Origin of the sequence: Chitinophaga varians, from assembly GCF_014529945.1 — a bacterium.
Taxonomy (GTDB): domain Bacteria; phylum Bacteroidota; class Bacteroidia; order Chitinophagales; family Chitinophagaceae; genus Chitinophaga; species Chitinophaga varians.
Map to the genome: position 1 here is coordinate 543,060 of NZ_JACVFB010000003.1, position 26,296 is coordinate 569,355.

The 26,296-nt window shown below is 51.2% G+C and carries 22 protein-coding genes; 17 read left to right on the top strand and 5 right to left on the bottom strand.

All coding sequences use genetic code 11. From position 1 onward, the window contains the following. Window position 1: 1 nt before the first annotated feature. From ICL55_RS16575 to ICL55_RS16585, 3 genes are all read right to left on the bottom strand, one after another. On the bottom strand, window positions 2-1,057 hold the full coding sequence (locus tag ICL55_RS16575; protein ID WP_188099236.1) for a Fic family protein: 1,056 nt from the start codon (window positions 1,055-1,057) through the stop codon (window positions 2-4). 349 nt (window positions 1,058-1,406) lie between these two features. Continuing rightward, window positions 1,407-2,507 carry a FecR family protein gene (locus ICL55_RS16580; RefSeq protein WP_188099238.1) on the bottom strand — a complete coding sequence of 367 codons (1,101 nt, stop codon included), beginning with the start codon at window positions 2,505-2,507 and terminating at the stop codon, window positions 1,407-1,409. A gap of 57 nt (window positions 2,508-2,564) precedes the next feature. Then, window positions 2,565-3,512: a YheT family hydrolase gene (locus ICL55_RS16585; protein WP_188099240.1), complete on the bottom strand. Its 948-nt coding sequence runs from the start codon at window positions 3,510-3,512 to the stop codon at window positions 2,565-2,567. Between the two features lie 108 nt (window positions 3,513-3,620). Here ICL55_RS16585 and ICL55_RS16590 point away from each other — a divergent pair, with 108 nt between their 5' ends. The 3 genes from ICL55_RS16590 (at window position 3,621) to ICL55_RS16600 (ending at window position 7,152) form a co-directional block, all read left to right on the top strand. Continuing rightward, window positions 3,621-4,460 carry a helix-turn-helix domain-containing protein gene (locus tag ICL55_RS16590; RefSeq protein WP_188099242.1) on the top strand — a complete coding sequence of 280 codons (840 nt, stop codon included), beginning with the start codon at window positions 3,621-3,623 and terminating at the stop codon, window positions 4,458-4,460. Window positions 4,461-4,537: 77 nt separating this feature from the next. Beyond that, the gene (locus ICL55_RS16595; protein ID WP_223151477.1) at window positions 4,538-5,740 is read left to right on the top strand and encodes an MFS transporter; all 1,203 of its coding nucleotides are present in this window, start codon (window positions 4,538-4,540) and stop codon (window positions 5,738-5,740) included. Next, window positions 5,737-7,152 carry an amidohydrolase family protein gene (locus ICL55_RS16600; RefSeq protein WP_188099244.1) on the top strand — a complete coding sequence of 472 codons (1,416 nt, stop codon included), beginning with the start codon at window positions 5,737-5,739 and terminating at the stop codon, window positions 7,150-7,152. The genes ICL55_RS16595 and ICL55_RS16600 overlap by 4 nt, the downstream gene beginning before the upstream one ends. A 54-nt stretch (window positions 7,153-7,206) precedes the next feature. On the opposite strand, the gene lepB is transcribed toward ICL55_RS16600, so the two are convergent. Beyond that, complete coding sequence (lepB, locus tag ICL55_RS16605; RefSeq protein WP_188099246.1) at window positions 7,207-8,406, bottom strand: signal peptidase I; 1,200 nt, start codon at window positions 8,404-8,406, stop codon at window positions 7,207-7,209. A gap of 178 nt (window positions 8,407-8,584) precedes the next feature. Here lepB and ICL55_RS16610 point away from each other — a divergent pair, with 178 nt between their 5' ends. After that, entirely contained in the window at window positions 8,585-9,562 is a 978-nt protein-coding gene (locus tag ICL55_RS16610) for a sugar phosphate isomerase/epimerase family protein (protein ID WP_188099248.1), read from the top strand. Between the two features lie 5 nt (window positions 9,563-9,567). Here ICL55_RS16610 and ICL55_RS16615 read toward each other — a convergent pair whose 3' ends face one another. Further along, complete coding sequence (locus ICL55_RS16615) at window positions 9,568-9,960, bottom strand: hypothetical protein (protein ID WP_188099250.1); 393 nt, start codon at window positions 9,958-9,960, stop codon at window positions 9,568-9,570. Between the two features lie 82 nt (window positions 9,961-10,042). Between ICL55_RS16615 and ICL55_RS16620 the strand changes: the two genes are divergently transcribed. The 13 genes from ICL55_RS16620 to ICL55_RS16675 all read left to right on the top strand — a co-directional run bounded on the left by ICL55_RS16620 (window position 10,043) and on the right by ICL55_RS16675 (window position 26,289). After that, window positions 10,043-11,257 carry a tetratricopeptide repeat protein gene (locus ICL55_RS16620; RefSeq protein ID WP_223151478.1) on the top strand — a complete coding sequence of 405 codons (1,215 nt, stop codon included), beginning with the start codon at window positions 10,043-10,045 and terminating at the stop codon, window positions 11,255-11,257. Further along, window positions 11,250-11,810 carry a hypothetical protein gene (locus ICL55_RS16625; protein WP_188099254.1) on the top strand — a complete coding sequence of 187 codons (561 nt, stop codon included), beginning with the start codon at window positions 11,250-11,252 and terminating at the stop codon, window positions 11,808-11,810. Before ICL55_RS16620 ends, ICL55_RS16625 begins: the two co-directional genes overlap by 8 nt. After that, window positions 11,807-11,941 carry a hypothetical protein gene (locus tag ICL55_RS35430; protein ID WP_281392562.1) on the top strand — a complete coding sequence of 45 codons (135 nt, stop codon included), beginning with the start codon at window positions 11,807-11,809 and terminating at the stop codon, window positions 11,939-11,941. The genes ICL55_RS16625 and ICL55_RS35430 overlap by 4 nt, the downstream gene beginning before the upstream one ends. A gap of 236 nt (window positions 11,942-12,177) precedes the next feature. Continuing rightward, entirely contained in the window at window positions 12,178-12,777 is a 600-nt protein-coding gene (locus tag ICL55_RS16630; RefSeq protein WP_188099256.1) for an RNA polymerase sigma factor, read from the top strand. A gap of 122 nt (window positions 12,778-12,899) precedes the next feature. Further along, window positions 12,900-14,060, top strand: coding sequence for a FecR family protein (locus tag ICL55_RS16635; protein WP_188099258.1), 1,161 nt, complete (start codon window positions 12,900-12,902; stop codon window positions 14,058-14,060). Window positions 14,061-14,332: 272 nt separating this feature from the next. Beyond that, window positions 14,333-17,671, top strand: a complete 3,339-nt coding sequence (locus ICL55_RS16640) for a TonB-dependent receptor (RefSeq protein ID WP_188099260.1) — start codon at window positions 14,333-14,335, stop codon at window positions 17,669-17,671. A gap of 21 nt (window positions 17,672-17,692) precedes the next feature. After that, the gene (locus ICL55_RS16645; protein ID WP_188099262.1) at window positions 17,693-19,276 is read left to right on the top strand and encodes a RagB/SusD family nutrient uptake outer membrane protein; all 1,584 of its coding nucleotides are present in this window, start codon (window positions 17,693-17,695) and stop codon (window positions 19,274-19,276) included. Between the two features lie 291 nt (window positions 19,277-19,567). Further along, a complete protein-coding gene (locus ICL55_RS16650; RefSeq protein WP_188099264.1) occupies window positions 19,568-20,206 on the top strand; it encodes a (2Fe-2S)-binding protein in 639 nt (212 codons plus the stop codon). Then, on the top strand, window positions 20,203-21,183 hold the full coding sequence (locus ICL55_RS16655) for an FAD binding domain-containing protein (protein ID WP_188099266.1): 981 nt from the start codon (window positions 20,203-20,205) through the stop codon (window positions 21,181-21,183). Before ICL55_RS16650 ends, ICL55_RS16655 begins: the two co-directional genes overlap by 4 nt. After that, a complete protein-coding gene (locus ICL55_RS16660) occupies window positions 21,180-23,363 on the top strand; it encodes a xanthine dehydrogenase family protein molybdopterin-binding subunit (RefSeq protein ID WP_188099268.1) in 2,184 nt (727 codons plus the stop codon). Before ICL55_RS16655 ends, ICL55_RS16660 begins: the two co-directional genes overlap by 4 nt. 4 nt (window positions 23,364-23,367) lie before the next feature. Then, window positions 23,368-24,525, top strand: a complete 1,158-nt coding sequence (locus tag ICL55_RS16665; protein ID WP_188099271.1) for an XdhC family protein — start codon at window positions 23,368-23,370, stop codon at window positions 24,523-24,525. Then, window positions 24,525-25,109, top strand: a complete 585-nt coding sequence (locus ICL55_RS16670) for a nucleotidyltransferase family protein (RefSeq protein ID WP_188099273.1) — start codon at window positions 24,525-24,527, stop codon at window positions 25,107-25,109. The genes ICL55_RS16665 and ICL55_RS16670 overlap by 1 nt, the downstream gene beginning before the upstream one ends. Window positions 25,110-25,395: 286 nt before the next feature. Further along, window positions 25,396-26,289: a phytanoyl-CoA dioxygenase family protein gene (locus tag ICL55_RS16675; RefSeq protein ID WP_188099275.1), complete on the top strand. Its 894-nt coding sequence runs from the start codon at window positions 25,396-25,398 to the stop codon at window positions 26,287-26,289. Window positions 26,290-26,296 lie beyond the last annotated feature (7 nt).

Sequence of the window (26,296 nt, forward strand, 5' to 3'; positions counted from 1 at the left end):
ATCAGATTGAATACCATGACCCACGTGCCGCTCCATGTTTTTGAAGGTGTTTACCCGCTACAAGATTTTCCAGGTGTCGTTTTACCGTGTTACGGTTAGCATTCGTCAATATCACAATTTCGCTGATTGACAGCCTTCCCTGAGATTTCACCAGTTCCAATATTTCCAGAGATAGCGCAGGTAATTGTCCGAGTAATAATTTCTCCCGTTCAACTTTTACTTTCAAACGATTCTTTTGTTGCTGTAAGGCATGAAGGAAGAATGATAACCATGGCATCCAATCTGGTGTCTCGGTCTTTAAAGAGCTTTGTGTTTTCCTTAATGAAAGATAATATGCGTCTTTGCTTTGTTCAACAACAGCTTCTAATGAACTAAATGGAACATAAGCATAACCAGCTCTCAATAATAATAACGTGGTCATAATACGACTTAGCCGACCGTTCCCATCTTGAAAGGGGTGAATAGCAAGAAATACAACAGTGAAAACAGAAACAATTAATAAAGGGTGAAGTTCTTTATTCTCAAAAGCTTTCATCGTCCAGTTGACAAGTTCCTCCATTTTTAATGGCGTATCAAAAGGGGTTGCAGTTTCAAATATCACACCTAAGCTTTTACCATTTAGATCGAATGCCTCTACATGATTGGTAGATTTTTTATAATTGCCTCGATGCCATTCGTCTTTACGGCTATACTTTAAGAGATCGCGATGAAGTTGTTTAATATGGCTTTCCGTTGGTGTAATATCGCTATAACTTTCAAAGATCATATTCATAACGGCTGCATAGCCTGCAACTTCTTCTTCGTCTCGCGAGCCAAATTGTTGAATTGAAAGATTGCTCATTAGGATTTCAACCTCCTTGTCTGTCAGTTTAGCACCTTCAATACGAGTTGAAGAACCAATACTCTCGATCGTTGCAACCCGTTTCAAACTATAAAGACGATCTGGAGCGAGTTGACCTAAGGCCTGCCAGGCGCCCTTAAACTCATCGATTTCAGCAATGAGGTATAAGATCTCAGGAGTAATGAAGATTTTTGAAACAAGACTAGCAATATCCATAAAAACGCCCAATTATACCCATAAAAATACCCAATTATACCCATAAAAGCAAATAAACCTCTCTGAGAAAGGAACTTGATTACAAGGGTATGGTTCGGAATGGAGAGCAATTGAACAAATAATTACACACAATGAAGACATAAGCAGAAGCATTGCTACTATTCAAAAAAATATTCAGAATACTATAAAAAGTGAATTAGATGCCAGATTTAGTAATCTACAAGGCTCTAATAGTGATTATTTAGCCACTTTAAGTTCAGCAGAAAATGCGCCGACGGGTGATGATCTGTCCTTCTAAATCTTCTGTGTAAAAATCAAGCTTCTACTATTGAGAAACTGTTACATTAATTTACGGTAGCGCGAAATGTAATTCGTTGCCTGTGAAATAATAACGGACATGCCCGGAGGTTTCGACTTCATGCAGGAAAGCCGGCAGTTTATTTTTTTCCAGTGGTCCGGTGACGGCGATATGAGCGATTTCAGGTTTATCAAAAATGACCTGTACGGCAAACCAGCGTTCCAGTATAGGTTTCAGGTCACGCAGTTTTTGATTGCTGATGGCGTATCCTTCACCTTTCATCCATCCGCGGATGGTGGTGGTATCGAAAGGGGCAGTACGGAGACCGTTGTAATCACCATAGACGCATTCCATGCCAGGCTTCAGCGTCACGGCTTCGTCGGAGGCGCCTTGTACGGTCACTGCGCCCTGCACCAGCGACACCCGTACCCGTTCGTCATCGTAGGCATTGACGTTGAACGCCGTGCCCACTACGAGGATGGAGGTATTGCGTGTGTGTACTTCAAAAGGTTGTTGCGCATTGGGCGACACTTTAAACCAGGCTTCGCCCTCGAGGTAGACTTCCCGTTTATGGTCGGGGAAACTGAAAGGGAAACGCAGTTTGGAGGCGCAATTGAGCCACACTTCGGTGCCGTCGGACAACGTAACGCGATAATCCGCACCAGCCGGTATCAGCAAAGTATTGAGCCCATATCCTTTGGCATTACCGCTGTAATGCAGTCCGGCAGAATCATTGCGCAACTGCACCTGTCCCACCTGCCAAAGCTGAAAAGCACTGTCGCCTGTCAGCGCCAGCGAAGCGCGGCCGGGGACGAGCAACTGCACCGCGTTTTTTATCGGCACAAACTCGCGTGTCACAGCGGGAAATGTGCTGTCATGTTGATGGGTGTGATAAATGAAAAAACTACCGGCAGCCACCATCAGCAGCAAGGCAGCAGCGGCCCATACAAACCATTGACCGGAAAGACGGCGAGGGGGCGCAGGAGGTAATGTCGGATAGGAAGCCTCCGCCTGCAATGCCTCCCATGTTTCACGGGCAAGCGGATCATTGTCCAGCAACTGTTTCAGCTGCTGCGCTGCAGATTCGGAGAGGGTACCGTTACGTTGTTCTTCGAACAACATCCGTATTTGATCACTACTGTTGGTGGCCATTAAACATCAAAATAATAAAAAATAAACACCCGCCGGCGCATTTCTTTGTCCGTGATGTTAAGCATGTTCCCGGATAAAGGCGAGCGCCCTTTGTTCTGACCAGTAGTAAGGCTCATTAAAAGTCACGAAGCCCACATGGCCTCCATTAAACGGTGTTTCGAGGAAAAAAGTATCGCTGTGGCGCGCTATTTCGTAAGGGTAACAGGCGGGGCTGAGGAAAGGGTCATCTTTCGCATTGATTAACAACGTGGGAATACTGATCTGGTGCAACACCCGCAGCGAACTACACAGCTCCCAGTATTCAAGGGCATCCCGGAAACCATGCATAGGACCGGTGTAGCGGTCATCGAACTGCCGGAAACTGCGGATATGCTCAAAACCTTCCAGGCTGATACCATCCGGATATTGTTGTTTTTTCAGCTCCAGCTTTTCTTTCAGATTACGAATGAACCGCTGCATGTAAATGATATTATGCTTCTTTTCCAGTTCAGCTGAGCTGCCTTTCAGGTCTACCGGCACCGAGATGGCCACCGCCGATTTGATCACAGGCAGGATCGTATTTCCCCGCTCTCCGACGTATTTCAGCGTAACATTGCCGCCCAGGGAAAAACCTATCAGATGAATGGCCTTATACTTTCCCAGTGAAACCAGGTATTGTATCACTGTATGCAGATCTTCCGTTTCTCCGCTATGATAAAACCGCAGCAACTTATTGGGTTCCCCACTGCATCCCCTGAAATTCATGGATACGGTATCAAAACCCGCTTCATTAAAGATATGCACCATACCCAGCACATACTTCCGTGAAGCGTTGCCTTCCAGACCATGCAGGATCACAACCACGCTGTCTTTCCCCTGTTCGCTGAAATCCAGGTCCAGGAAATCGCCATCAGGCGTGTCGATACGGCGCCGCTGATAAGCAGCCGGCCTCACCTTCCGGAAAAGAGAAGGGTAGATCGTTTGCATATGACGATTACGTAAAAGGAAAGGCGCTGCGTACTCCATGGCTGCATTTTATATCAGGACACAAAGATAAACAGTAAATTGCCGGTGATTATCATAAATTTATAGTGATCGCTGTATGAGCGTTCCTCATCCAATCAGCAAATCATCATGGCCATCACGGGATTAAAGACTTTGGGCATAGAGAAAATCTTCAATCTCCCCTACCGGCAGGAGGATTTTAAACTCGTGCAACACAACCCTATCAATATGCCAGTGATAGACGAAGCGCACAAACATGATTTTTTCATGTTGCTGATAGTGGGCAAAGGCAGCGGCACCCATACCATCGATTTCAGGGATTATAAGGCAGGACCGCGCACCGTATTTTTCCTGGCACCCGGGCAGGCACACCAGTGGAACTTTTCCGCCAATATGACCGGCTGTCAGGTGATGTTCTCCGGAAGTTTTATGTTACAGAAAGGACCCATGTGGCCGTTTTTTACCCCTTCCGCTCATCCTGTGCTGAAATTAAGTCCGGAACAATACACGCAGCTCAACGCAGAGCTACAGCTGATGAGTGGCGACACAGCCGCCAATATCACGCAACATCGGTTGCAAATTATCCTGCTCCTGTTGCAGCGGTGGTATGCGGTAGCTTATCCATCCGAAACAGCCGCCGCAGGCAACCGGCTGATCAACCGTTTCCTCCAGCTGCTGGAAAAACAATACGCTCAACAAAGCGAAGTAAACTACTATGCCGCCAGACTGCATGTCACGCCCAGCTATCTCAACACCGTGTGCCGTAAAGAATCCGGTATCACCGCCGGTGAATATATCCGGGAGAGACTGCTGCTGGAAGCCAAACGCCTCCTGATTCTGACAGATATGGATGTGAAAGAAATTGCTTTTTCCCTCGGTTTCAACGATACCTCTTACTTCTCCCGCTTTTTCAGGAAGTATACCACACAAACCCCGGTAGACTTTCGTCGGCATGCCGGCCACCTATAAAAAGTACCCTTCATTCAATAATGAGTACCATTTTAGCCCTGCCATGCGGTCTACTTTTGTAGCAAATGAATGATTGTATGGAAAATGTGATGACACTGCCGGTCAAAAGGAAAGGCAGCCGGATAACGAATACCCTTGTAATACTCATGGCCGTTACCTGTGGAATGGTAGTAGCCAATATCTATTACAATCAGCCACTGTTGCTGATGATGGCCGACACCTTCGGTGTCAGCGACAGCAAAGTGAGCGTGATCGCTACGATTACACAGGTAGGATACACACTGGGATTATTATTGGTAGTACCACTGGGAGATAAAACAGAAAGACGTAAACTGATATTATGGAAACTTGCAGGCGCCACCATTTGTATGTGGCTTGCTGCGGCATCCATGAACTATTATATGATGGTAGCTGCCAGCCTGTTCATCGGTTTCTTTTCTGCCGTGCCACAGCTGCTGCTGCCGATGGCAGCCACACTGGCGCCGGATGAATCCCGTGGCAGGATTGTGGGTAAAGTAATGAGTGGACTGCTGATCGGGATTCTGTTGTCCCGCACCCTCAGTGGCATCATCGGCGCCCATTGGGGCTGGCGGGCCGTATTTCTGCTGGGAGGCGGTATGATGGCCATCTTACTGATCGTGCTTTATCGTATGCTGCCCACAGACCCGCCGACTTTCACCGGCAGCTACAGCACCCTGATGAAATCACTTGTATCGCTGATAAAAACATATCCGCCTTTGCGGCACGCAGCACTCACCAGCTTCCTGACCTTTGGCGCTTTCAGCGTGTTCTGGACCACACTGGTGTTTCTGCTGGAAGGCAGCCCCTTCTTCTATAGGAGCGATATGGTAGGCCTCTTCGGGCTGATAGGCGCCTGCGGCGCACTGGCTGCGCCGGCAGCAGGTAAATCAGCCGATAGCAGAGGGCCGCAGTTCACGCTGCGCCTCGGCGTACTGGCCATGCTGGTCTCCTTCGTGATCATGGGCTTCTCTGCCGCCTCACTGGCAGGACTTATCGTAGGCGTTATCCTGCTGGACATTGGTCAACAGGTAGCGCATATCTCCAATCAGTCGAAAGTATTTGCCTTACTGCCGGAAGCACGCAGCAGGCTCAACACCGTATACATGACCAGCGCTTTCTCCGGCGGCGCCCTCGGCTCGCTACTGGGTGCGCAGGTATGGAGCCACTGGCAATGGACCGGTGTTTGTTTCCTCGGCGGCACCTTTGTACTGGCAGCCTTTTTACTGAATTTTCAACAACGGAATAATACACCATCATGAAAAAAAGTATCTTCCTCTTCCTCTCTTTACTGGGTGGTATCACCGTCTCCGCACAACAGCAGGCAGACCTGATCATCTCCCCGGTGAAAGTGATCGATATCAAAACCGGAAAGATCACCCCTCATCAGGCGATCGTGGTGCGGCACGATACGATTCTCGCCGTTACCACACCAGCGCGCGCACGGCAATACCATGCAGCCCAAACCCTCGACGGCGGCCATCAGTATGCCATGCCCGGCCTGTGGGACAACCACATGCACTTCGGTGGCGGCGATACCCTCGCCGATGAAAATAAAAACTTCCTCCCGCTCTACCTCGCCCATGGCATCACCACTATCCGTGACTGTGCCGCCGACATCAGCGCACAGGTACTGAAATGGCGCGATGAAGTGAACAAAGGAACGCTGCAGGGCCCTACCATCTTCACTTCCGGCCCTAAGCTGGAAGGCTATAAGTCCGTATGGATTGGTGACATAGAAATAGGCACCACCGCCGAACTAAATCATGCGCTGGACTCACTGCAACGTATGCACGTAGACTTCGTAAAAATCACAGACAACACCATTAAGCCCGAGCTCTACCTGGAAGCGGTGAAAGCAGCAAGACAACGAGGCATGATCATTTCCGGGCATGTGCCTTATGCACTTACCCTGCAACAGGTGACCGATGCAGGCCTCAGTTCCGTGGAGCATCTGTCATATGTCTGGAAAGCAGGCGTAAAAGACGAAGCAGCCCTTTCCCGCAGCATCGCTAACGGGGAAATCAAAGGCCGCGATATCAACCGGTATATACTGACCCATTTTGATACCGCCGCCGCGCTGAAGGCCTACCGTCACATGGCAGCCAAAGGCACGGCGGTTACTCCTACCCTTTCGCTCGGCCAAATCCTCGCTTATTTCGATCAGGACAATCACGCGCAGGACCCTTATCTGGCCTATATCGGCAAAGGGCTGCAGAAAACGTACGAGATGCGGGTGAAAAGGGTGATGAAAGACGACAGCGCAGCTATCGCCTACCGGAAAGCGCTATACGAAAAAGAATCGGCCATTCTGCCGCTGCTGCAAAAAGCCGGCGTAATGATCATGGCTGGTACGGACGCAGGTTACCTGAATTCATTCGATTATCCCGGTATTGGGCTGCACCGCGAACTGGCACTGATGGTACATTTCGGACTTACGCCGTTACAGGCGCTACAGGCATCAGTGATCCATTCTCCTGAGTTCCTGCATCAGCAAGGTTATGGTGCTGTGGCTGCCGGCAAAAAAGCGGATATCCTGCTGCTCAGCGCCAATCCGCTCGAAGATATCCACAACACAGAAAAAATAAATGCGGTCGTCACCAAAGGGCAACTGCTGGACCGCACCGCGCTGGACCAGCTGCTCAACCAGGTGAAAGCAGCCAACGCACATTAATTTTCCCTGCTGTATACATATGGAGCGAGGCTACTGTTAGTGGCTTCGCTTTCCTTATTTAATCAGCGTAAAAAATCTTCCCCAGCGGATATAAAATGCCTTATAGCTTTTGTGGAAGCTAAACCATATCACCCAGGCTTTGCCGATCAGATGATCTTCCGGCACAAAGCCCCAGAAGCGGGAATCGATGGACTGATGGCGGTTATCCCCCATCATCCAGTAGTAGTTCATTTTGAAAGTATAAGCTTTTGTTTCCCGGCCGTTGATAAATATTTTATCTCCTTTCACTTCCAGCTGGTTGTGTTCATAGGTGGTGATGATACGGCTGTAAAGCGGCAATACACAGGTATCCAGCTGTACAGTGGCTCCCTTCTTAGGCACGTACACCGGTCCGTATGTATCCTCGCTCCAGGGAAACCTGCCAGGATCTCCCGGAAAAATGGCTTTTCGGATTTGTATTTTCGGGTCAGGCTGCACAGTATCTCCCCATTTTTTTATCAGCGCTACATTGTCTTTCGTCAGATCATAAGTAAGGTACCGGCTGGAATCCTGTCCTACTCCGTATCCACTCTCCAGGCTGAGGTCTTTTTCCTGTTTATCGTTGAACGGTTTTCCGCTTCCTGTTCTTACCCGGTAGCTGGTAAGTGCGTGTGGCGGCTCAAAGCCGGGTTTGCCGTTTACGAACAGCTGTCCATCTACTACCATAATAGTATCCCCACTGATGCCCACACAACGTTTGATCCAGGTCTCCCGTTTATCCACCGGCCTATAGATGGGGTCCTGATAAAACAGTTTCAGCGAGTCTGGTGTCAGGGCCCGTTTCACCCGATAGTAATCCACATCCTCACCCGTTTTGCTATACAACGCCGTATCGCCGCAAGGATAATTGAACACGATCACATCATTTCTTTCTATGTTACCGAAGCCGGGCAATCTTCTGTAGGGCCACTGCACCGCCGTGGAAAAGGCTTTCGTGGTTTTCGTAAAGGGCAGCGTGTGATTAGCAAACGGGAACGCCAGTGGTGTCATCGGAATACGCGGACCATAGCTGATCTTACTAACAAAAAGATAGTCGTGGATTAACAGGGTCCTTTCCATAGAGCCGCTGGGAATCATAAAAGCCTCAAACAGGAAGGTCCGGATCAGTGTGGCCACCACAATGGCAAAAACGGCCGCGTCTATCCATTCCCTGACTTTTGATTTCTTTTTTTGGGGTCCCCCGGCTGTTTTCCTCTTCCAGAAAAATAGCTTCATCGAGTTGGCTTTAGGATAATCAGTTGTCTAAACAATTTAACCAATTAAAACCATATCCGTATAAAATTTATTTAGCCGAAAACCCGCTGCGGTAAAGCAGCAGCAACATTTTCCGTGATGATAAAACCCTTTTTCTTAATTTCGGTCATTGTCCACGTTACAAACAATATTATTACAGATGCATAACTCACGACGTTCATTTATTCAGCAGGCCGGATTGTTAGCTGCCGGCATGATGCTTCCCGGCCACCTCTTCGCCCAGACAGAGAAGAAAGGCCTCACCCGCAACATCGGGCTGCAATTGTACACGCTGCGCGATCAGCTGGACAAAGACGTTAAAAGCACCATCATCCGGGTAGCGCAAATTGGTTACAAAGAAGTGGAAACCTATTACGGCTATGAAGGAGAAAAAGACAAAGGCACCTTCTGGGGCCTCAAACCGTCCGAACTAAAAGCGCTGTTCCAGGAATATCAGCTGGCCACTCCCAGCGGCCACTATCAGCTCAACGATTATCTGACCCGCGGCAACGGCAACCCCGCTGCTTTGCAGCCACAGATAGACCTCGCAGCGGAACTGGGCCAGCAGTATTTTATTGTGCCGGTACTGCCGCTCTCCCTCTGGGATAAAAAACTGAAAACAGATGATTATAAGTTCATGGCCGAACAGCTGAATAAAGCCGGTGAAATCTGTAAGAAATCAAATCTTCAAATTGGTTACCATAACCACTACTGGGAGTTTAAAAAGCTGGCAGACAGCGCCACCACTGGTTATGAAGTGATGCTCAAAAATACCGATCCTAAACTGGTGTCCTTTGAGCTGGACCTCTTCTGGGCCGTGAAGTCAGGGGTAGATCCGCTGAAGCTGTTCTCTGAAGCGCCCGGCCGTTTTGTAGCCTGGCATGTAAAAGACATGGACAAAAAGAATACTGCCAGTCTCACTGCTGCCGGCAACGAAAATAAAACGTCCATGCAGTTGTTGTCCGGCGTGTCGTTCGCAGAAGTAGGCACCGGCAGCATCAACTTCCGGCAGATCTTCGCCCAGGCGAAGCAGGCGGGGGTGCAGCATATCTTCGTTGAGCAGGATAAAATCACCATCGATCCGTTTGACAGCATCACCAAAAGTTACAACTACGTAAAGAACGTATTACTGAAATAAAATCTTCAGCCCCGGGCCACGGCCCGGGGTATCAATCCCACCAGCAAAGCGGCATATAGTATTCCCAGTAATAACCATGATAATGTCAGGGTAAATTGCCCGACCAGGATAGCCATCCCTATGGCGCAGGCGACCAGCCCACTCGCCAGTACCAGCTGCCATGTCAGGCGCATCGATATCCGGATGCTGAGTAATATTCCCAGTTGCGCCATTACCACCAATACAAAACAAACATGTCCCGGCCAGTCATCACGCCAGTTTCCCCCACCCGCCATCATCAGCCTTATCCACTCATATTCCATTTCATACATCCTTAGTTCAAAAAAACTTCCGAAATACAGCAGTAGGCTGCAACCTACCAGGCATAGTTTAACGATAGGGACCCCGACGTTTTTCATAACATTTTTTTAATTCAGATGCCACCCCGGTGCTTTTTCCATAATGACGTACTTTCGCATTTCAAACAAAGCGAACTAAGATATGTCGATGCATGAAATAGAATCCCTGGTGGAAATGTCTGTGTACTGCCTGCATGAAAGCCAGGACGATGCACTGGACCGCAGAAGCCTCTTTTACAGTCTGTATGAACTGCAATCGCAGTTTGACACCGGCTTCACCCATTTCAGGGTAATGGACATTCTGATACAACACCGTTTCGTATATACATTCCCGATAACCGCGCATCCGTCCTATGCCCAGCATCAGGCATTCCTGGATGGTCTCTCCGCCGCACAGAAATTCAGCTTTATTTATACCGAGCCGGAAAACGAATGGGATGCAGAAACCAATCCGGTAGCCGGATACGCCCACTTCGACCAGCAACAGCAACGTTATATCCTGTACTGCGATGCCGGTTCCACGCTGTGGGAGGCATTTGTGGCCAATGGCACCCTACAGGGCGCCGATGCTGCGCCGCCGCAGCTGTATGATGTTTTCACCATGGCCCGCATCGTTGCTAAAAACGCAGCGCAGCAACAGTACCGCGATGTACTCGCCAGCTGGTATCAGCTGCTGCCCTACATGGTGATGGCTGCCGAACAGGAAAATGAGCCGATCGATCAGGAAGCCCTGAAAGAAATACTGGATCATGTGGTGGCCAACGACGCCATCTATGAAGAAGGCCTCCCTCCGGTCGACGAACTGCCGCAAGGTGGTGAGCTGGGCAAGTTCTGCGAATGGTGGTACGCTCCCGCCAAAGGGAAAATGAAAACCGCCGCAGAACTGGACCAGGGCATAGACCTCGACGCTGTTCCCTTTACGCAGGAAGTAGAGAAAACTGCGAGCTGGTACGACAACGAAGTGAGAAACCTCCTGGAAGGCATCCATGAGAGTATTTCCTCCATGGAAGACAATGGCTACGATGATGCCATGCAGAAAAGTATTGAAACACGCCTGCTCCAGGGGTTACAATACGCCATGAAAGGCATTGAGCTGGCGCCCAACGAACCCGGTCTGCTCGTTAACATGGGCTCCCTGTACATGCTGGCCGAAAACTACGAAGAAGCCCTCGCCTGCTACAACAAAGCGCTGGCCATCGCACCGGACAACAGTTACGTGCACCTCAACCGCGCCATCCTTTTCTATCAAATGGAGGATGTGCCTATGGCCATCGATTCCTTCGAAAAAGTGCTGGCCATCGAACCGGACAATGAATTTGCCCAACAGTGGCTGGCTCATCTCAAAAACAATGGATAACATCCTTTCCCACATAACAACAGCACTCGGCATCACCCTGCCGGGTGCTTATGCCCGCTTCCTCGAAACCGAACAGCTACGCGAAAGCCGCCTCGTCACCGACCTGGTGAACCTTTACGGCACCGATGATCTCGTGACCAGAAACGAGGACTACCAGGTACAGCAATACCTGCCCGGCTATCTCAGCATTGCAGACGACAGCGGCGGCTGCGGCATCTTCCTGAATACAACCCAACCCACGCTGACGGTGTATACTACCGGCTATGGCGCCCTCGACCCCGAATGCATGGATGTTCTCAGCGACGATTTCCTGCAATGGGCAGAACAAGGCTACTCCCTGGAGGTATTACGGGAAGCCCCCGCTTTCATAGCCGCCCGCCACGCAGAGAAAAACCTACTGCGCAACGAATGGATCAAACTGCACCAGGCCCTCGCCGCGCTGGAAGCCGAAAAACCCGGTATGGCCCTCAAAACCTACCTTCTTCAGAAACGCCAGCTACAAAAGGATATACAGGATTTCGAAACCCGGAATGCCGGCAAATCATATCGATGAACCCGGAAAACCAGGCTGCTGCCCTGTCGCCGGCAAGGCTATTTTCCCAGCCCTCCGGGACACCAACCGGATCGCTGCCTCCCTGCCTCCCTGCCGCCCTGCGCCATAGTAGCCTCGGTGACTATATTTGAATTACTGAGTATCAATCCCTACCGCCCACTTTACCAGCCCCAAATATTTGCCATCAATACCCTGGCCATATCCCCCTCTGCCGCTGGCTAAAAGGTTCTGGCATTTTTACCGATTTATCATGTTATCTTTGACGACCCCGGTTGCCATTTCTTTCATTACACTGTTGTACCCATCATCATTTTGTTAATGACCTCGCCGGGGGCAAATAATTGATTGATCAGTATCTGGACGAAGGATGCAGAACGACGTAGCACAGGAGACGATATTATTTGACCGGATCGCGGAAGGAGACGAAACAGCGTTTGAAGCACTGTTTCATCTCTATGTGCCCCGCATCAGGCCCGTCATCCTGCAAATCATCCAGGAAGAAACGCCCGTAAAAGACATCATTCAGGAAATATTCCTCGGCCTCTGGATGGGACGGGACAAACTCTCCGCCGTCACCAGTCCCCGTAACTGGATCTTCAAAATGACCTACCACCGTTCCTACAGCTGGCTGCAAAAACAGGGCGTCCGCGAAAAAGCCCGTCACCAGTTGTCCTGGAGCGAAGACGAATACACCAACGTCACCGAAGAGAACCTCTCGCTCTCCGAAACTTCCCGGTTGATACGGGAAGCCATCGCACAGCTGCCGCCGCAGGCCATGAAAATATACCTCCTCAGCCGGGAAAGCGGCCTTAAAATTGCCGAAATAGCCGGCCACCTCGACATCTCCGTTCAAACGGTCAAAAATTCACTGGTACGCTCCCTCCGCACCATCCGGGAATACCTGCTCAGACACGGTATTAGTATCCCTTTAATGCTGCTTTCTTACAGCCTCTCCCACTTTTTTTAAATTTTTTTTCCCGTCGATAGGTACTATCGCGTTGCTCACGGTACGTATATGCAGGGACACCCCTTGCAACCGGGTCATCCCACACCAAAATCCAACGTTCACGCGATACAAAAACCACGTCATTGCCAGATACTGAAAGACTGATATATCTATTATCACAGGCCCGCCAACGCCTCGCCACGCAAGAGGAGTACACGGAACTGCTGGAGATGATCCAGGCAGACGACACGGGTATGGTCAATGCGCAGATAGAAGCCTTCCACGGCCCTACGGTCCCGGACAGCAACGATCCTGCGGAGTGGCAACAACTCGTTACCGATATCCTCGCGGCCGACAAGGCACAGCATACCGCCCCGGTAAGACGTCTCCCCTGGAGATGGGTGGCGGCGGCCAGCCTGCTGCTATTGGCCGGCGGCACATGGTGGCGGCTGCAACCCGCTACTAAAACACCAGCGCCGGTACATACACAAGCCACGCCCGATGTGGCACCCGGCGGCAACAAAGCGGTACTGACCCTCAGCGATGGCTCACAAATAACACTCGACAGCGCCACCAATGGCATACTGGCACAACAAGGCAGCAGTAAAGTCACCAAACTGGCCAACGGACAACTGGTATACGATGCCTCCGGCACCAGTCAGGGGAAAATACTGTATAACACCATGAGCACTCCTCTCGGCGGACAATACAGCCTGATCCTCCCCGATGGTTCCAAAGTATGGCTCAACGCCGGTTCATCTATCACCTACCCAACCGCCTTCACCGGCCAGGAACGGAAAGTGAACGTAACGGGCGAAGCCTTCTTCGAGGTAGCAAAAAATGCCACCATGCCTTTCCGTGTCATGGCTAATAATACCACCGTAGAAGTACTAGGTACCCATTTCAATATCAACGCATATACAGACGAAGCCACCATCAATACCACCCTCGTGGAAGGTGCTGTCCGTGTATCTGCCCACAACCGTCAACTGGTGCTGAAACCAGGCCAGCAGGCAAGGGTAGGCCATACCGATGTACAAGTGGCGGACCAGGTAGACCTCTCCGCCATTACGGCGTGGAAAGAAGGATATTTTTCCTTTACCAACGCAGACCTGCCCACCGTCATGCGGGAACTGGCCCGCTGGTACAACCTGGAAGTCAGCTACGAAGGCAAAATACCGGACCGCGTGTTTAACGGCGAAATAGGTCGCAGCCTCACCCTCTCGCAGGTGTTGAAAGGATTGTCCAAAACAAGAATAAAATATAGAATAGAAGATGGCCACAGGATCGTTATCCAGCCATAACCTTTATAAAGAACGATGAAAAACAAAACAGGAACAATGATCAATTCAGGCTAACAGAGAGGTATTCCCATGTACTTTGATGAAATAAGCCGGGGATTAAGATTGGCGTCAGAACCCCGGCCTTAGTTCAGCTAAACCAACAAACAAGTCGGTAAACATTCTTTATTAATTCAACCAAACATTGCAAAAGTATGCAAGTAAAGGCTATTTGTAATTCCGGACCCGGTTGTCATCCAAAAAAGGCCGGGCTGTTCAACAAACTTTTGTTAGTTATGAAGCTAACTTCTCTTCTGCTCCTGACGGCTATTTTACAGGTAAGCGCTGCCACGAGCGCCCAGACCGTCACCTGGTCTGGCCGTGCGGCCAGTCTCCAGAAAGTGCTGAACGTTATCCGCCAGCAAACTGGTTATGCCTTCTTCTACGACCGGGAAGACCTGAAAAACACGTCGCCCGTGACCGTGGAACTGAAAAACGCTTCCCTGCAGGCAGCCATGGACATAGTGCTCCAGCACCAGTCCCTCAGCTACGAGGTACAGGGAAATACGGTTTTCATCACCCGTAATGAAAAAACAGAAAAAAACATAAAAACGGAAGTGAGCAACACTCCTCCACCGGTAACGATCTCCGGTAGAGTGGTGGACGAAAACGGCGCAGGCATCCCGGGCGCTTCCGTGATGGTGAAAGGCACCACCAAAGGCGCTATCACCAATCCCAACGGGGAATTCCAGATCGCCGGCGTAGATGAAAATGCCGTGGTGACCATCACCAGCATCGGCTATACCCCGCAGGAAATCGCCCTGAAAGGGAAAACACATCTCAATATTACCCTCCAGGCAGATGTAGCCTCCCTGAAACAACTGGTAGTAGTGGGCTACGGCGTCCAGAAAAAAGCCAACCTCACCGGCTCCGTGTCCAGCATCGGCAGCAAGGAACTGGCCAACAGGCCCGTTACCAGCGTCAGCAACGCTTTACAGGGTACTATGCCCGGCGTGACAGTGATGGCTGCTAACAGCGGTCAGCCTGGTGCTGATGGCGCTAAAATCCGTATCCGCGGTATCGGTACGCTCAACACCACCGATCCGGTAATCGTGATCGACGGGGTGGTGACCAACGTGTCCAACCTCAATAACATCAACCCGGACGATATCGCCTCCATGTCAGTGCTGAAAGACGCAGCCTCCGCTGCGATCTACGGCTCCCGCGCAGCCAACGGCGTTATTCTCATTACTACCAAACAGGGTAAAAAAGGCGCTCCACAGGTGACCTACAATGCTTATGTAGGTAAACAAAAAGCCACCGGCCTCGCCGACTTCCTGCCCTCCTGGCAGGTAGCTGAACTGGAAAATCAAGCCTCCATCAATGAAGGCGGTTCCGCTAAATATACCCCGGCCCAAATCGCTAAATATAAAGACGGCTCCGACCCTTACAACTATCCCAACACGGACTGGCTCGGCCTCTTTTACAAAGGCAGCGGCATCCAGCAAAATCATTATGTTGGTCTCTCCGGTGGAACAGAGAAAACACAATACGCACTTTCTCTCGGCCTCTTCGACGAAAACGGTATCGTTAAAAAAACAAACGCTAAAAGATATACTACCCGTCTTAACCTTACTTCTGAAGTGGCCAACCACGTGAAAGTAAATGCCAACCTCGGCTTTACTTCCACCGGCCAGAAAGAGCCGTCCAACCCTTACACCGGCGACTTTAATCAGCTGGTAAGACAGATCAACAGGATCAACCCACGTATACCCTATAAGTATGCCAACGGTCAATATGGCTCTATCGGTGACGGTAACCCGATGGCCTGGCTGGAAGGCAACAGCCTCAACACCTACTCCTACTACGACCTCGTAGGTAACGTAGGCGTTGACTGGGAAATCGTGAAAAACCTGCACTTCAAGCCCTCCCTGGCTTATATCATGAAGATCAGCAACAATAAGAAGTTCAGGGCCGATCAGCAGTATTACAATGCCAACGGAGATAAGACCTTCTACCAGGGCCCCAGCTCTGTTACCGATCAGAGCAACTTCGGCAACACCGTTACCCAACAGGCTTTGCTGGAATACTCCAAATCCTTCAATAAACACAACTTCAAAATACTGGGTGGTTTCTCCCAGGAACAAACGAAATACACCTTCGATGAAGGATACCGTAAAGGATATCTCAACAACGAACTGACCGATCTTAACCTCGGCGCTACCGAAGGACAATACGCGCTCAACTATGGTTACCAACTGGGCCTGCGTTCCTGGTTCGGCAGACTGAACTACGACTTCGACGGTAAATACCTGCTGGAAGCCAATCTGCGCCGCGATGGATCTTCCCGCTTCGCCAAGAATAACAGATGGGGCACCTTCCCTTCTTTCTCCGCCGGCTGGAACATCGACAGGGAAGCATTCTTCGACGCACTGAAACCGGTGGTGTCCAACCTGAAACTGAGAGCTTCCTGGGGTATGCTGGGTAACCAGTACATCAAAGGAATAGATGATGCTGCATATCCCACTTATCCGTACTACCCATACATCTTCACCGTTGTTGGCAACCAGAACTATGTATTAGGCGGACAAGCTGCCGGCGTAGTACCTGGCGTAGCACCGGTTAACGGCGCTAATCCGGATATCAAATGGGAAAGCACCACAGAAACAGGCGTAGGTATCGATGCAGGTTTCCTCGATGGTAAACTGAATTTCTCAGCGGACTATTTCCACAAAATGACCAACGACATCCTGCTGGCCATTCCGGTAGGTTCCGTTTACGGCTTCAAAGCGCCGGCCCAGAATGCAGGCTCTGTACTGAACCGTGGTTGGGAATTTGTATTGAGCTATGCTGATAAAAAAGGAGACTTTAACTATAGCGCAAGTTTCAATACCGCCTTTATTCATAACGAAGTAACCGATCTCCGTGGCTCCGGACCCATCATCTCCGGATACACCTTCCAGCAGGTAGGTTACCCTGTAAACTCCCTCTACGGTTATATCGCAGACGGTATCTTCCAGTCTAAAGATGAAGTAAAAAATTCACCTACCCAGTTACCAACGACTGCACCTGGCGACCTGAAATACCGTGATATCAACGGCGACGGTAAAATCACCGGTGATGACAGACAATACCTCGGCAGCTACTTCCCGAAAGTGACTTTTGGTCTGAACCTGAACGCTTCGTGGAAAAACATCGACCTCGGTATCTTCCTGCAGGGCGCAGCGGGCGTTAAAAACTATATCGATGCAGGTAAGGTCGGTGCTATCGGTGGTAATGCCAACAAACCTACTTCCGCCCTGCTCGACACCTGGACAGCAGACAACCCGAATGCATCTCTGCCACGTGCCTGGTATAACTATAAACAAAATGATCCCAGCGGTACACCTTCTTCCTTCTGGGTGAAAGATGGTTCTTATCTGCGTCTTAAAAACCTGCAGGTAGGTTACTCCCTGCCGGAAAAAATGATCAAACGGATAGGTCTTACCAAACTGCGCTTCTACTACAGCGGCCAGAACATCCTCACGTTTGACCACCTCTACAAATGGGTAGATCCGGAAGCTTCCATCAGCAGCAGTATTTATTATTACCCACAGGTGAAAGTGCACACTTTCGGCGTGAATGTTAGTTTTTAACCGTTACGAAAAATCATGATCATGAAAAGAAACCTTCTCTATATACTGCTTGCAGGCGTACTCACACAGACTGCCTGCCAGAAAGATTTTCTGGACAAATCTCCTTCCGATGGTTACAGCAATGAATCCCTGTGGACCACCGAAGCTGCTGCCGCCGCCGCGCTCAACGGATGTTACAAAGGTTGGGAAACCAGCACCAACATCCTTTACATGGATGCGGTGAGTGACAACAGCTACAGCCAGTGGGCATGGGACAATTTCCAGCACCTGGGCAACGGAACAGCCACCGCTACAGACCCGCAGGTGGTTAGTCAGTGGGATTATGTCACCATCCAGCGGTGCAACTGGTTTATTGAAAATGTGGACAAAGCCACCATCGGAGACGATCTGAAAAAACGCTTCAAAGCAGAAGCCCGCTTCCTGCGTGCATACCGGTATTTCCTGCTGTCCCAGCTTTATGGTGACGCTCCGCTGGTAACCAAAAATGTAAGTGTGGCAGAAGCGAACAGCATCAGCAGAACACCACGTGCCGACATCCGCAAATTCATCACAGATGAGCTGGCCGATATCGCACAAATACTGCCGCAGAAATATTCCGGCAGCGATGTAGGACGCATCACCCAGGGCGCAGCATTGGCGCTGAGAGCAAGGGTGGAGCTGTTTGACAAAAACTACGCAGGCGCCATCGAAGACTGTAAAAAAGTAATGGCACTGGGTTATAGCCTCTATCCTAACTACACTGATCTCTTCCGTCAGGATAAGAAAAACAACCAGGAGGTAATCCTGGATGTGCAATACAAAGCCAACGAGAAAGATAACAGCAACGGCGATCTGGGTATTCTGCCTTCTTCCGGTTATGGCGGATGGGCTTCTCTGAGCCCTACCCAGTCACTGGTAGATGCCTACGAAATGGCCAACGGTAAAACCATCGATGATCCTGCTTCCGGCTATAGCGAAGACAATCCTTATGCCAACAGAGATCCTCGTTTAGCCGCCAACGTAGTATATCCCGGATTGCAATACAGCGGTAAATTCTATGATCCTATTACTTCAGGTAGTGGTGATTATTACAGCGAAGGCAACAACTCCCCCACCGGCTACCTGGTACGGAAGTTTGTTCCTTTCCTGTCAGACTTCCCGGACATGTGGAACACCGGAGTGAATATCATCGTGATCCGTTATGCGGAAGTGCTGCTTACCTATGCGGAAGCACAGCTGGAAAGCGGTGTAATGGACAACAGCGTATACCAGGCACTGGACGATATACGCACCCGCGCCGGTATGCCTGTGGTAGACCGCGCCGTTTATAACAATGCAGCTTCCCTGCGGACCCTCATCCGCCGCGAACGTCGCGTGGAACTGGCGCTGGAAGGTCTTCGCTGGTATGATATCCAACGTTGGCAGACAGGTTCTACCGACAGGACCGGCACCGTATATGGTACCCGCCTGGGCACCGTAGACGCCAACACCGGCAAGGTGACCCTGACCGGCAACCATGTGGTAGTTGAACAACGTACCTTCAATCCGCAAAGGGATTACCTCTGGCCTGTTCCGCAGAAAGAGAGAGATATCAATAAAAGCCTCGGTCAAAATCCCGGTTACTAGAACACGTGGGGATTTACGGATTTTTTGATTTACAATTTTGGGGATGAATAGATAACGAGACCGAAGCGAACAATAAATCGCTTCGGTCTCCTCGTTTTTCCCCATCCCCAAAATCGTAAATCAAAAAATCCACAAATCCACAAATCCATCCCTCCCTCCCATCCCCAAAATCGTAAATCAAAAAATCCGCAAATCCACAAATCCATCCCTCCCCTCCCATCCCCAAAATCGTAAATCAAAAAATTCCTAAATATTCTTTGTATCTTATTGCTGAATAAAACCCTTGTGTATATGTCACAAGCACCAAACGAAAACCCATCCTGCCCGGGTAAAAAGGACAAGCACGAAGCCAGACGTGACTTCCTGAAACAATCTTCCGCGTTGATGGCCCTGGCATTCACGCCGCCGTTGGTAGTAAAAGCAGGCGAACATGATGAAGCGATCGCCGGCCTTTTTGAGAAAATGCCGGTCAGTCTGGAAATCAACGGAAAAGCCTATCAGCTCTCTGTTGAGCCCAGAGTGACACTGCTCGACCTGCTGCGTGAACAGCTGAACCTGACAGGCACTAAAAAAGGCTGCGACCATGGTCAATGTGGCGCCTGTACGGTACATGTCAATGGTCAGCGTATCAACGCCTGCCTTACCCTCGCCGTGATGCAGGAAGGGAAAAAAATTACCACCATCGAAGGACTTGCCCAGGGAGATACCTTACACCCCGTACAGGAAGCGTTTATCAAACATGATGGCTTCCAGTGCGGTTATTGTACGCCTGGCCAGATCATGTCGGCCGTGGCCTGTATCCGTGAAGGGCATGCAGGCTCTCCGGAAGAGATACGCGAGTTCATGAGTGGTAACATCTGCCGCTGCGGTGCTTACGACAACATCGTGGCAGCTATTACGGAAGTAAAACAGGGAGGGCATACCGTATGAACCAGTTTTCCTATGTAAGGCCCGCCAGCCAGCAGGCCGCCATTGACGCCATCACCCGGGACAGTTCCGCCCGTTTCATCGCCGGCGGCACCAATCTGCTCGACCTGATGAAAAACGGTGTGCTCGCACCGGAGAAGCTGGTAGACATCAACCGGCTGCCGCTGAGAAATATTACGCTGAATAACAATATCCTGCATATCGGCGCGCTGACGCTCAACAGCGAAGTGGCCGCGCACCCGCTGATAAAAACACATCACCCGTTGTTATCACAGGCGCTGCTGGCCGGTGCTTCACAACAGCTGCGCAACATGGCCACCACCGGCGGCAACATGATGCAGCGCACCCGATGTAGCTACTTCTATGATACAACGATGCCGTGCAATAAAAGGACGCCTGGCAGCGGATGCGGCGCCATCGGCGGTGTCAACCGGATGCACGCCATTTTCGGCGCCAGCGATCAATGTATCGCCGTGCATCCCAGCGATATGTGCATTGCCCTCGTAGCCCTCGACGCCACCGTGCTGGTGGCCGGCCCTAAAGGCAACCGCCGTATACCGTTCGGAGAATTCCACCGGCTGCCCGGTAATACGCCCGACCAGGACAACAACCTCGGCAAAGGGGAACTGATCACCGGTATAGAGATACCACACAGCCCCTTCACCAATCATGTATATTACCTGAAAGTGCGTGACCGTGCTTCCTATGCTTTTGCCCTCGTATCCGTGGCCGCAGCATTGGATATCAGCAACAATACCATCCGCGATGCCCGGCTGGCGATGGGCGGCGTGGCCCACAAACCCTGGCGCCTGCACGAAGCAGAAAAAACACTGATCGGCAAAACACCGACGGTGGAAAATTTCCGTATAGCCGCCACCGTAGCTACGCAGTCGGCCCGCACTTATCAACACAACGCCTTTAAAGTGCCAATGGCACAAAATAGTATCGTCACCGCCTTACAAAAAGCAGCTGCCGTATGAAAAAGCAAGCAGTAGGACAATCCATGGACCGCGTAGACGGCCGCCTCAAAGTTACCGGAGGCGCCCGCTATTTTGCCGACCATCAGCCGGAAGGCATGCTGTATGCTGCCCTGGTATGCAGCCCCATCAGCAGTGGCCGTATCACCGCTATCGACGCTACCCGGGCACTCAGAGCACCCGGCGTGGCCGATGTGGTATCCCACCTCAACGTACCGCCCATTCCCGGCTATAAAGTGGAGAATCCCAATCCCAAACAGGGACTTAAAATATTCTACGACGATCGTATCTATTCCAATGGCCAGCCGGTAGCCATTGTGGTGGCCAATACCCTGGAGCGCGCGGTATACGCCGCTACGCTGGTGAAAGTCACCTATGCACAGGAAGTACATCAGACAGATATGGCCGGCAGCATCGACAAAGCCTTCCAGAATAAAAACATGAAAGACTACCAGCGCGGCGAAGCCGATGCCTGGAAAAAGGCGCCGGTCAGCCTGGAAGCGGAATACAACATCCCCATCGAAGTACATAACCCCATGGAGCTTGCCGGTATCATCGCTCACTGGGAAACACCCGATAAACTGACACTCTACGCCAAAACACAAGGCGTTAAAAGCGTGCAGCAATCGCTGAAAACACTGTTCCAGCTGCCGGAAAGCCAGATCACGGTGCACTCACAGTTTGTGGGAGGCGCTTTCGGCATGGCGCTGCGTATATGGCCCATGGAAGTGGCCACCATCATCGCTGCCAGAAAAATACGCAAACCGATAAAGCTGGTCCTTACCCGCAAAGATATGTTCACCCTGGTGGGCTATCGTCCTGCGGCCAAACAACGTATCGGCATCGGCGCTACTGCTGATGGTAAACTGACCGGCATCACACATGAGGCGATAGCCAACACATCGCCGTACGAAGACTTTACGGAAGCGATCGTGAACATGAGCCGCATGATGTACGCCTGCCCGAATGTAAACACGCACTACCAGCTGGTATCGCTCAATCTCAGCACACCGGTATGGATGCGCGGGCCCGGTGAAGCCACCGGCGCTTTTGCGCTGGAATCTGCTATCGATGAGCTGGCGCATCAACTGCACATGGACCCGCTACAGTTACGCCTCATCAATCATGCTGATACAGACCCGGAAAAGAACCTGCCTTATTCCAGCAAATATCTGAAGGAAGCCTACGAAATGGGCGCCGCCAAAATAGGCTGGCAGCAACGTAGCCAGACGCCCGGTAAACTGGAGGAAAACGGCTGGCTGGTGGGCTATGGCATGAGCAGCGGCGTATTTGGTGCCGGTCGCGGCAGGGCTACTGCCAGCGCCACGCTCAAAGCCGACGGCTCCCTGGTGATCCGCAGCGCCGCAGCAGATATCGGCCCCGGTACCGCCACCGCCATGGTGCAGATAGCCGCCGACGCCACCGGCATCGATGTTAAAAAAATAAAATTCCTGCTGGGAGAGTCGGAATACCCTGAAGCACCCCGTCAGGGCGGCTCCTCCACGGTATCCACCGTTGGCAGCGCCGTCAATGACGTATGTCGCAACCTGCAGCAGAAACTGGGAGAACTGGCAACCGCCAACATCCCGGCCTTCAAAGACCTGAAAGTGGAAAACATACAGCATGAGGACGGGCAGCTGGTAGCGGGCAACACACGGCTGGATTATGCGGCAGTACTGCAACAGCAGCAACTTCCGGAGCTAATGGTGACCACCACCTCTCAGGCAGGTGATGAACGGAAACAATACGCCATGTATTCTTTCTCCGTTCACTTTACCAAAGTACACGTACATCCGGCTACCGGTGTGGTACGGATTAAACATATCGTCAGCGTGGCCGATTCAGGCACGGTGGTGAACACCAAAACAGCCCGCAGCCAGATGATTGGCGGCGTGGTAGGCGGCATCGGTATGGCGCTCACAGAAGAAGCGCTGATCGATCATCGCTTTGGCCGTTATGTCAATAATAACTATGCGGACTATCACGTGCCCGTCAACGCGGACACGCCGCCAACAGATGTACTGTTTATCAATAAAAAAGACCCTGTTATTAACCCGATGGGCGCTAAAGGTATGGGGGAAATAGCCCTGATAGGCTTTGCTGCCGCTGTATCCAACGCGGTCTTCAATGCTACCGGCAAGCGGGTCCGCGACCTGCCCATCACACCCGACAAACTGATTTAATACCATGCAGAAAGAGCTGGAAGATATTGTGAAGGCGTACCTTGCCGCCAGTCAGCAAGGCATCCGGACAGCCCTGGCCACCGTCGTACACGTGGAAGGCTCAGCTTACCGGCAACCCGGTGCCCGTATGCTGATCACGGAAAAAGGTGCGCTGACAGGCGCTATCAGCGGCGGCTGCCTCGAAGGCGACGCGCTACGCAAAGCCCAACTGGCTATGATGCAACAGCAGCCCATGCTGGTCACCTATGATACGACCGATGAAGATGACGCTACTATTGGCGTGGGACTGGGGTGCAACGGCGTCATACACATCCTGCTGGAGCCGCTGGGCCCGCACCTGGCCCTCAACCCGATCACCTTGCTGCAACAACATGCCGGCAGGCGGGATACAACGGTGATGGTTACACTGTTTAACCTCGAACAACGGTCTGCCCCACAGCCCGGCACCTGTGTGCTCATTACTGACGGCGGAGAAAGACAGGTACACCTCGAAGACGGCCCGCTGCGCACCGCTATACTAACAGATGTATGTACTGCCTTCTCCTCACGGCGCTCCGCGGTGAAGACCTACGATAACGGACAGGAACAAGTTACCGCACTCATTGCCTGGCATCCGCCGGCCTTGCAATTGCTCATTGCCGGCGCCGGCAACGATGTACGGCCACTGGTGAAAATAGCGGCTGTACTGGGATGGCATACCATTGTAGCAGATGGCCGCCCGGCCTATGCCCAGCCACAACGTTTCCCCGAAGCGACACGCGTGATCGTGGCCAAACCCATAGAAGTGCTGCAACACCTGCAACCGGACGATTATACGGCCGCCGTGCTGATGACGCATAACTACAACTACGATATCGCGCTGCTGACCGCGCTGCTGCCACACCATCTCCCTTATACGGGCGTACTCGGCCCCGCCAGGAAAATGCAACGTATGTTACAGGAAATGGAAGATGCCGGCACTATGGTTTCACCGGAACAACGGGCACGCATATACGGTCCTGCCGGACTGGATATCGGCGCGGATGCTCCGGAAGAAATAGCCCTTTCCATTATCAGTGAAGTGAAGGCGGTAATGGCCGGTGCTGCCGGTGATTCACTACGCAACAATCCGGCTGCTATCCATCAGCGCACCCGCCAGGAGATCATCCAAAAACAACTATAATGGGGCACACAGGCGCAGTTATTCTCGCTGCCGGCGCTTCCAGGCGTTTGGGCACGCCCAAACAACAGGTCCGCTTCCAGCAGGAAAGCCTGCTGCAACGTATCATCCACACAGCGCAACAGACCAGTGCCCAACCCGTAGTAGTGGTCCTGGGCGCTTTCGCAGACGCTATCCTGCCCGACCTGCAGGACAGCGAAGCCTCCGTCGTGATCAACCCCGACTGGGAAAGCGGCATGGGCAGTTCTATACAAACCGGCCTCCGTGAATTAATACGTATAGACGATGACGTTAGTAACGTTCTTCTCCTTTTATGCGACCAACCCTTTATTACCCCTGCCCTGCTGCAAACGCTGATCTCCACACATCACCAGCACAACAAAGGCATCACTGCCTGTACCTATGGCCCTGTTACCGGCTCCCCGGCGCTGTTCAGCAGTAAATATTTCCCCGCTTTACTCACGTTGGCCGAACCCGAAGGCGCGAGAAAAATCATCCGGCAACATCAGGATGATATCAATACCGTCCCTTTCCCGGAGGGCATTATAGATATTGATACCCCGGAAGATCTCGAAAAACTCCGCTAACCCCGTCATTATCAGGCATCGAAAAAAAACATTCCGCCCTTGTATTTTTTATCAGATCTTTTTACTTACATTTGTCTACAGAATTAGTAGACTAATAAAATCTACCATCATGAAAAATCATCCTCAACATCTAAACCTGCGCCTGCAAAGGCTTCTATCAGCCAGCCAACCTGCTGCCTGCTCCTGTTGTTGTTAATCCTCCCCTGCTGCGGTCTTCCCCACCAACTTCCGCACACATAGCATCGTTTCAAATCTCCATTTTTTACTGTTACAAAATCTGCTCGTCATGAAAACGAACAACCAACCCGTATTTCATTTGGGGAAAACTGTCACTGCGCCACAACTGACCTATTTTCAGCAACATGGTATCATACAGTTTAAGCATTTCCTCGACAAAGAATCACTGTCGCTTATTTTAAATGAAGTGGCCCAGGTACAGGACTTCCTGTTACGCAATCAGGTACAGAAAGTAAACGGCATCCCATTGAAGTTTGGCAGCGACATCAACGGTGCGCCGCTGATACAACGTATCGCATTTGCCTCTCATTACAGCAATGCCCTGCGGGAACTTTTGAAAGATGAACGCCTGCTGGCACTGACCAATCTGCTGTCGCCCTATGATGGCCGCGTCGGCGAAAATGAAAAAGATGGTCTTGTGATCAATCACTATGTAAATACCGACAGCAGCCAGTTCCGGCAGCTGGGATGGCATACGGACAGCCCGCGTGATCTTTTCCTCGGCTCACGGATTTTGCCTATGCTCAACGTAGGCATCCACCTGGATGACTGCCCGCTGGAAAACGGCGGCCTGCGCGTACTCGCCGGCACACACCGGCAAAATATCTTCCGGCTGCTGTTCCGTAAAAAATATTTCATCGATCATACGCCGGACGAACGGGAAACAGGCTTCGACATTGAAGCCGGCGACCTCACCGTGCATGATGGCCGGCTGTGGCACCGCGTACAACAGTCTCCTTTCACCGGCGAAAAAAGCCGTCGCAGGGTGATGTACATTCCGGTTGTCACCGGTGCTTACCAACCCAAACATGCACAATCACCTACTCCATTTTATCATAAACTGGCACAACTGAAACAACACCTCTACGGCGGAAAACCGCAGTGGGCAACTGCTAAAGCTGCCGAAGGCAAACTGGCAAAAGTCAACAGTACTGCTATATAAAAATCTT